Below are 1,129 nucleotides of genomic sequence, written 5' to 3'. Positions count from 1 at the left end.
CGGATTGCGAAACGCAGACCGTCGTCCATTGCGATTGGGTGGATCAGGGTAACAACCATTTTGATGTTGTCGCCTGGCATAACCATCTCAACGCCTTCCGGCAGCTCGATGGTACCGGTCACGTCAGTTGTACGGAAGTAGAACTGTGGACGGTAGCCTTTGAAGAACGGAGTATGACGGCCGCCTTCGTCTTTGGACAGGATGTAAACCTCAGACTCGAACTGAGTGTGTGGCTTGATGGTGCCTGGCTTAGCCAGAACCTGGCCACGCTGGATATCTTCGCGCTTGATACCGCGCAGCAGGATACCACAGTTTTCGCCCGCACGACCTTCGTCCAGCAGCTTACGGAACATCTCAACGCCGGTACAGGTTGATTTCACGGTATCTTTGATACCAACGATTTCAACTTCTTCGCCGACTTTAACGATACCGCGCTCTACACGACCGGTAACAACGGTACCACGACCGGAGATGGAGAATACGTCTTCGATTGGCAGCAGGAACGGCTTGTCGATTGCGCGCTCTGGTTCCGGGATGTAGTTATCCAGGTGACCGGCCAGCTCGATGATTTTCGCTTCCCACTCGGCGTCGCCTTCCAGCGCTTTCAGCGCGGAACCGTGAACGATTGGGGTGTCGTCGCCAGGGAAGTCGTACTGTGACAGCAGGTCACGTACTTCCATCTCAACCAGCTCCAGCAGCTCTTCGTCATCAACCATGTCGCACTTGTTCAGGAACACGATGATGTAAGGAACGCCAACCTGACGGCCCAGCAGGATGTGCTCACGGGTCTGCGGCATTGGGCCGTCAGTCGCAGCAACAACCAGGATAGCGCCGTCCATCTGCGCAGCACCGGTGATCATGTTTTTCACATAGTCGGCGTGGCCTGGGCAGTCAACGTGCGCGTAGTGGCGAGACGGGGTGTCATATTCAACGTGAGAAGTGTTGATGGTGATACCACGAGCTTTTTCTTCTGGCGCGTTATCGATCTGGTCGAATGCACGAGCAGAACCGCCGTAGGTTTTAGCCAGAACGGTGGTGATAGCAGCAGTCAGGGTAGTTTTACCGTGGTCAACGTGGCCGATAGTACCAACGTTGACGTGCGGTTTGGAACGTTCAAATTTTTCTTTAG

At 54.6% G+C, this 1,129-nt stretch carries 1 protein-coding gene; it reads right to left on the bottom strand.

Annotated elements, in window-relative coordinates:
• Positions 1-1,129: elongation factor Tu (tuf, locus tag AB6T85_RS23700; protein WP_369897056.1), on the bottom strand; the 1,129-nt coding region annotated here is incomplete at both ends.

It is taken from the genome of Erwinia aeris, from assembly GCF_041224955.1.
GTDB classification, from domain to species: domain Bacteria; phylum Pseudomonadota; class Gammaproteobacteria; order Enterobacterales; family Enterobacteriaceae; genus Erwinia; species Erwinia aeris.
Note: the sequence above shows the minus strand (reverse complement) of the source record. Positions and strands in the feature narration are given on the sequence as shown.